We start from the raw sequence: 6,969 nt of genomic DNA, 5'->3' as shown, positions 1-6,969 counted from the left end.
TAGTTTCTCTATTTGTGGCTAAGTTAAACTACCAGTTTTTGCTACATCTTTCCTTATTTTCTCATGACAAACTCTTGTTCACAGAGACTAGGTAAATTTTTATTGTGTCATGTACTGGCTTTTTAATCGTTCGTGTATGTTTGTCTTTTCCGCTAACATAGGTTTTGATCAGTTGAAAAGTCGTTTTTTTGTTGTCCCCTATTCCAATTTCTTGGTTGGTAGCTGTGAAATCTGACCAATCCTTAAAACGAAACCCTATTGCTCTACCTTTTCGTGCGTTAAAAAATGTTATGAGTTCTGTTAGCTGTTCATTCGATCTGACTCCATAAGCTATGTTGTACCTAGCACTCGCATGAGACCAGTTGATGTTGCGCTGTTCACAACCATTGTGGGTTGTGACAACATCAGTGGAAAATTCCGGTCCTCCAGTGGAACCGTAAGATATATTTTCTGGAAATCTCATTTCTGTAAATAACATATGTCCTCCTGAAAAATAAAATGTGGCTGAAGAAGGTTTTGGAGGCGTTTCACACAGCAAACGATATCATGAAAGTGGCTGAAACTTTATACTAATAAGATAACATTTTAAACTGCTGCTATATTTAGCACACCCACATTTACTATACTCAAGTTCACTTGTACTGTCAAGCAAAAAAAATAAAATTTTATAGCAAACTGAAACTAGCCTTGTTTATGGCTTAATTCATCTACTTTTTTGCGTAACACATCCAAGTCAGTTGCTCCTACAAATAGACTATCCCCAATTATTAAAAAAGGTGTACCGCCTACTCCCAGGTTCATTACTAAAAGTCTGCTGTTGTTTATCATTTGTTCAATTTTGTCCGCATTGTTTTTCATAGAGTCATTGAAGTCATTTTCATTGATTCCTATGCTTTTCACTATACCTAATATATTTTCGTCTGAAAATTCTCCTTTGTGGTTTAGGGCAGCATAGTGAAAATCAAAATATTTTCCTTTATCAATAAAATAGACAGCTAAAGCACTTGTTGCTGCCTTTAAAGAATCGTTACCAAGTATTGGAGTGTCCCTAAAAATGTACTTAACTTTGCCATCATTGATCAACTGTTTTACATCGTCCTTTATGGCTTTGCAATAGCCACAAGAATAGTCAAAAAACCCTACAGCTATAACATTGCTATTTTTATTTCCTAAGTAAGGATAAGTGGGGTCAAATATTTCATTTTTATACTGTAAGATTTTACCTTTAGCCGCGTTATCCCGAGCAGCATAATTACTTTTAATTGATTCTTCCCGGAGCGTTTTTATAATCTTATCAAAATTTCTACTTATATAGTTGTCTAATCTCTCACCTATATACTCATCGTTTAGCACTTGGCTGCGATTTGAGAGCCAATTATTTATTACTGGCAAACTTGCTATTATTATTACAATCAATAGAAACGATATTCTAGACATACATTTGTTAAAGGACCTGCAGTATAAAGTTTTTAGTGCCTGTATATTGAAAAAAGCATCTAATGTTAATATATAAAAACGTTCATATCAAGTGAATTTTATAACCGGTTTTGCCGCAAGTGCAAACTTTACGCAAGGAAACTCAGGCACAAAACTCATCAAAAGATTTGATAATGCAAGTAGCCAAAGCACGCCAGGATAGCCAACTATAAGATACTCCATCCTTTACCGCCACGTATAGCAACCGTAAACGCGGCGGTAAAAAAGTTGACTATTTCATAACCGCGGCATATAATGCTAGCAAACGCCGCGGTAAATTATATGAATGTACCAATAATTGGTAGGGAAAAAGAAGCAGCCATTTTAAAAAATAAGCTTCATTCCCAATCAGCTGAATTTATTGCTGTTTATGGTCGGCGTCGTGTGGGTAAGACATACCTAATAAAACAATTTTTCAGCAAACATGCCGATATTTTATTTGAGCAGACCGGTCTTAACAATGGTACTTTGCAGGAGCAGCTTGCAATTTTTACACAGGTGTTATCAAATACTTTTTACAAAGGTGCAAGAATGGCTTTGCCTAAAAATTGGATGGATGCTTTGCAACAACTCGCACTTGCTATTGATAATAACACACATGAGAATGAACAAGTTGTTTTATTTTTTGATGAATTGCCGTGGCTAGCTACAAAAAAATCTGGGTTTCTAAAAGCATTAGAATATTTTTGGAACACACGTTGGACATACCGAAAGGGACTTATCTTGGTTGTGTGTGGCTCAGCGGCTTCTTGGATGTTGGAAAATATAATTTATACCAAAGGGGGATTACATAATCGTATTACTGCAAGAATACCTTTGCAGCCTTTTAACTTACGTGAAACTAAAGAATATCTAAGATATTTAGGAGTCAACCTTAATCACCAGCAAATGTTGCAGCTCTATATGGCCATGGGAGGGATACCGCATTATCTTAAGGAAGTAAGTAAAGGATTATCGGCAGCGCAGAATATTAATGTGATCTGCTTCCAGGAGAATGGTTTATTATTTGATGAATTTGATATGCTGTTCCACTCCTTATATGAAGAGCCAGAAACATATCTAAGCATTATTCATGCAATTGCAAAAAAAGCAAAAGGAATCAGCAGAAAAGAACTTATAGAAGTAACTAAAATCACTGAGGGTGGTTACTTAACCACTAGATTAAGGAGCTTAGAAGAAGCTGGATTTATTGGTGGTTTTTTACCACTCAGTAAAGCAAAAAGAGGGGTATATTACAGAATAATTGACGAATATGTATTATTTTATCTGACGTGGATTAAACCGTTTAGGGAAGTAACAAAAAGGGCAATAATAAGTGATGCCCATTATTGGGAGTTAGCAATAAAGAAACCAGTTTGGCAGACATGGACAGGACAAACATTTGAAGCAGTGTGTTTTAAACATGCCAATAAAATTAGAAGAAAATTAAATATAGAGCATATAGGAGTAATATGTGGAGATTGGCAATATCACCCAGAGAAAAACAGTAAAGAATCTGGTACTCAGGTTGACTTAGTTTTTGATCGAGAAGATGGATGTGTAATGCTCTGTGAAATAAAGTATAGTGATAAACCTTATATAGTAACAAAGGAATTTGTTGAACAATTAAAGAGAAAAGAAACAGTTTATAGAGAAAAGACGAAATCAAAGAAGCAGATATTTTGGGTATTGATTGCTGCAAATGGAGCTTCTGAGAACCAATATCTAAAAGACACGATACATCATGTGATTACACTAGAAGACTTGTTTTGAGTTATGTACAACAACTTACGCGACTTCATCTCTGCTTTAGAAGAAAAAAAGGATCTAATTAGGATTAAAAAGGAAGTTTCAACAGTTCTTGAAATGACGGAAATTCACCGTAGAGTTCTGTCAAGCAAGGGACCAGCAATCATTTTTGAAAATGTCGTCACAGAAAACGGCAAAAATTCGATTCCAGTTTTGGTGAATTTATTTGGCACTATTGAGAGAATTGCATTGGGACTGGGTATAAATCCTGGTGAACTGAGGGATCTGGGTAAACTTCTGGCGTTTTTGCAATCTCCTGAACCACCAAAAAACCTCAAGGATGCTATGAAGATGTTTCCTCTGCTAAAAGTTGTGTTGTCGATGCGCAGTAAAGTCGTGAGCAGGGCTCCATGTCAAGAAGTGGTGCTAACTGGGGATGAAGTAGACCTTAATTTACTACCTATTCAAACGTGTTGGCCAAATGAACCTGCACCGCTTATCACCTGGCCGATTGTGGTAACAAAAGGGCCGACAGAAAATAAACAAGATAATTTCAATCTTGGAATATATCGTATGCAAGTCGTGGATAAAAAAACGACTCTGATGCGCTGGCTTGCACATCGTGGGGGAGCAGGTCACCATAAACGGTGGAAGGAGAAGGGGCAAAGTATGAAGTTTCCTGCTGCTGCTGTGATCGGTAGCGATCCTGCAACACTTATCGCTGCAGTAACTCCAGTGCCAGAGACATTGTCAGAATACCAATTTGCTGGACTGCTGCGCAAGAAGCCGCTTGAACTTGTAAACTGTAAAACTATATCACTTCAAGTGCCAGCTCATGCGGAGATTGTTCTGGAGGGCTATGTAAGTTTGGATAGCTATCGAGATGAAGGGCCATACGGAGATCACACTGGTTACTATAATTCTGTTGAGCAATTCCCGGAATTCAACATTACTGCAATCACAATGCGCAAAAATCCAATTTACCTCAGCACTTTTACTGGCAAACCACCAGATGAGCCATCGATTCTTGGTGAAGCACTCAATGAAATCTTTGTACCGATTCTTATCAATCAATTTCCAGAGATAGTGGACTTTTATCTGCCACCAGAGGGTTGTTCCTATAGAATAGCAGTAGTGTCGATCAAAAAATCTTATCCCGGGCATGCGAAAAGAGTTGTCATGGGCATACTTTCCTTTCTCAAGCAGTTTTTATACACAAAATTTATTATAGTTGTTGATGATGATATAAATGTACGTGATTGGAAGGAAGTGATGTGGGCAATATCAACGAGAATGGACCCTGTGTGTGATACAATCATGATAGAGAATGCACCAATTGATTATTTAGATTTTGCCTCTCCTGAAAGTGGACTTGGAGGTAAAATGGGATTTGATGCGACAAATAAAATTTCGCCTGAAACCAAACGAGAGTGGGGAAGAAAAATTGAAATGAGCGAGGAAATAGTAAGAAAAGTTACGGAGAAATGGGAGAAGTATGGATTAGGTCTCTTGCATTAAGGAGAAAATCTACTATCTGCTAGTGCAACCCTACGCCATACTGCCGCGGTACCTTTTATAATAGTCCGCTAACAAGATTTTAAGAAATTTACTAAATGGAGAAAAAAACAAAAAAAGCCCTGGCCATTATCTATTTTCAGTATTGGCGTTTTTTAAAGTCCTAAACGCTGCAATTTAGCGACTTTTAAACTGCAACAGATCCTTAGCTTGAGTGCTAAGAAACTTACTAAGCACAAAAAAAGCCCAATGGTAGAAGTTGCTCACTCTCTAATCCTGCAAATTGGCGTACTATACTGTCTTAAACGACTTATAAGCACGTTTCAGCTTGTATAGGGAAAAACCTAAAAGTTTAGGTAAAATTAATAAAGACATAAGGTGCACATAGTGCAAAAAATTAAACATAAGACGCCAATCTTAATACTCTTGTCGTTTAATCTGCACAGATTGAAGCTAAATGAATAGCTTCAATCTCATTATAAGGAGGTTGAAGGAACTTGTCAAGTAGTTTTTTTGTTTCTATTGGGTAACGGCTGGATCAAATTGCGATGTTCATGCAGTTGTGACTGAAATTGCGCTAGTTTGCTGATCTATGTAAACATAGGCACTATCCTGTTGATAAAGCTCAAACTAACTGATAAATTCTTAACACAGTTATTGTTGAAACAAATGTTTTTACTAAAACCTACACACCTCTCTTATTTTTCCAAAAAAGCTTTGCCTTGGCTTGGGGCTGCGTGTTTCGCATGTTTTGTGGTTGGAGTATTTCTAGCTTTATTCTTCTCTCCAGAAGATCATAAACAAGGAGAAATTGTACGAATTATGTATCTTCACGTGCCTTCTGCATGGCTTTCTCTCGGAGTATATGGGATAATTGCAGCGCTCAGTTTCATCTCCTTAGTGTGGAATAACAGCATTGCTAGCGTTTTGGCCCATGCAGCCGCTCCTGCAGGAACAGTCTTTTCTGCAATATGCTTAATCACAGGTAGCATTTGGGGGAAAGGAACCTGGGGCACTTGGTGGGTATGGGATGCAAGGCTAACTTCAATGTTGATCTTATTTTTCCTATACGTTGGATACCTCTCGCTGTGGAGCGCTTTTGATAATGAAGAAAGAGCTAAAAAATCAGCAGCGGTATTTTCCATCTTTAGTGCCGTAAATATCCCCATAGTAAAATTTTCTGTGAACTTGTGGGCTACTCTCCACCAACCAGCAAGTATTCTCAGAAAAGGTGGAATAACAATAGAAAGTTCTCTACTGCTGCCATTAATTGCAATGTTTATATTTTGTGCCACATTTTTTTTAGTAGTATGGATACTCTATTCACTTCACCTGATTAATTTGTATAAGATAAAGAGAGAAATTAATGCGCGGTATTAGACCTATTACAACTACTTTTCCTGCGTCATCATCTAACTTAGACGGTTTTATGTAAATCACTTTCTTTATTGAAAAATTCAGAAAAATATTACATATTAGCTATAGTAGCAGGCTTCGGATAGCAAATTCAAATACTAATATAGCTTCATAATCATATAGAAAGATATGCTGGAGAAAATTAAGCAAAATACCTTTGGTTACTTCAAATATTTGCCTGAAGCTGCAGTTTTTAGTGTAAAAACAGACCAGGCCCTCACGATAATTAACTGTGGGCTCAGGTCTTCGATGTTTAACATCGTTTGTGGCGACTACCACGCAGAAAAGGTTCAAGGTGTTATAGACGAATTTAAAGGTCAGCCTTTCGCGTGGTGGATTAGCCCATCGATTAAGTCAAAAGCATTAAGCAGAAAATTGCTGGAGCACGGCTTTATTACTGAAACTGAAGAGCGTACTATGTTGTGTGATCTAACTAATTTTGAAAGCGGAAACAACCAACTTATCAGAATAGAGCAAGTATTGAACCGAGATCAACTTGAACATTTTATCAAAGTTCTTGAAACATATGATGTAACAGCACGTAGCTTTTATGAAAAACTCACAGAACCACTCCTAAATCAACAGGAAAAATTGTTCGTTGGGTATGAAGATAATATTCCCGTTGTAATCGCTATTCTTCTTATCCACAGTGACACAGCCGGCATTTTCAGCTTGATAACAGAAGAAAATAAAAGGGGGCTTGGGTATGGGCACCCAAATGATCACTCATCTTATGGATATTGCTAGTCTCTGTGAACAAAATTTTAGAGAAGCCATATGAGAGAACCAACGAAGTTTAAAAAACCCATAAAAACCTCAGCAGTCTTGTCAAAT

Annotated in this window: 6 protein-coding genes; 4 read left to right on the top strand and 2 right to left on the bottom strand. The window is 37.2% G+C overall.

Annotation, left to right across the window (positions count from 1 at the left end; translation table 11 throughout):
• Positions 1-61: 61 nt before the first annotated feature.
• Together GO685_RS02460 and GO685_RS02455 are read right to left on the bottom strand one after the other, a co-directional pair.
• Positions 62-478, bottom strand: a complete 417-nt coding sequence (locus tag GO685_RS02460; protein ID WP_246226360.1) for a phage distal tail protein, Rcc01695 family — start codon at positions 476-478, stop codon at positions 62-64.
• Positions 479-681: 203 nt separating this feature from the next.
• Complete coding sequence (locus GO685_RS02455; RefSeq protein ID WP_175937430.1) at positions 682-1,437, bottom strand: DsbA family protein; 756 nt, start codon at positions 1,435-1,437, stop codon at positions 682-684.
• 321 nt (positions 1,438-1,758) lie between these two features.
• Between GO685_RS02455 and GO685_RS02450 the strand changes: the two genes are divergently transcribed.
• From GO685_RS02450 to GO685_RS02435, 4 genes are all read left to right on the top strand, one after another.
• Positions 1,759-3,228 carry an AAA family ATPase gene (locus tag GO685_RS02450; RefSeq protein ID WP_246226358.1) on the top strand — a complete coding sequence of 490 codons (1,470 nt, stop codon included), beginning with the start codon at positions 1,759-1,761 and terminating at the stop codon, positions 3,226-3,228.
• A gap of 3 nt (positions 3,229-3,231) precedes the next feature.
• Positions 3,232-4,722, top strand: coding sequence for a UbiD family decarboxylase (locus GO685_RS02445; protein ID WP_175937428.1), 1,491 nt, complete (start codon positions 3,232-3,234; stop codon positions 4,720-4,722).
• Between the two features lie 609 nt (positions 4,723-5,331).
• Complete coding sequence (gene ccmC, locus GO685_RS02440; protein WP_343033206.1) at positions 5,332-6,099, top strand: heme ABC transporter permease CcmC; 768 nt, start codon at positions 5,332-5,334, stop codon at positions 6,097-6,099.
• A 165-nt stretch (positions 6,100-6,264) separates the two neighbouring features.
• On the top strand, positions 6,265-6,882 hold the full coding sequence (locus tag GO685_RS02435; protein ID WP_175937426.1) for a hypothetical protein: 618 nt from the start codon (positions 6,265-6,267) through the stop codon (positions 6,880-6,882).
• The last annotated feature ends 87 nt before the right edge of the window (positions 6,883-6,969 follow it).

The sequence above is a fragment of the Wolbachia endosymbiont of Madathamugadia hiepei genome (assembly GCF_013366855.1).
Classification (GTDB): Bacteria; Pseudomonadota; Alphaproteobacteria; order Rickettsiales; family Anaplasmataceae; genus Wolbachia.
Note: the sequence above shows the minus strand (reverse complement) of the source record. Positions and strands in the feature narration are given on the sequence as shown.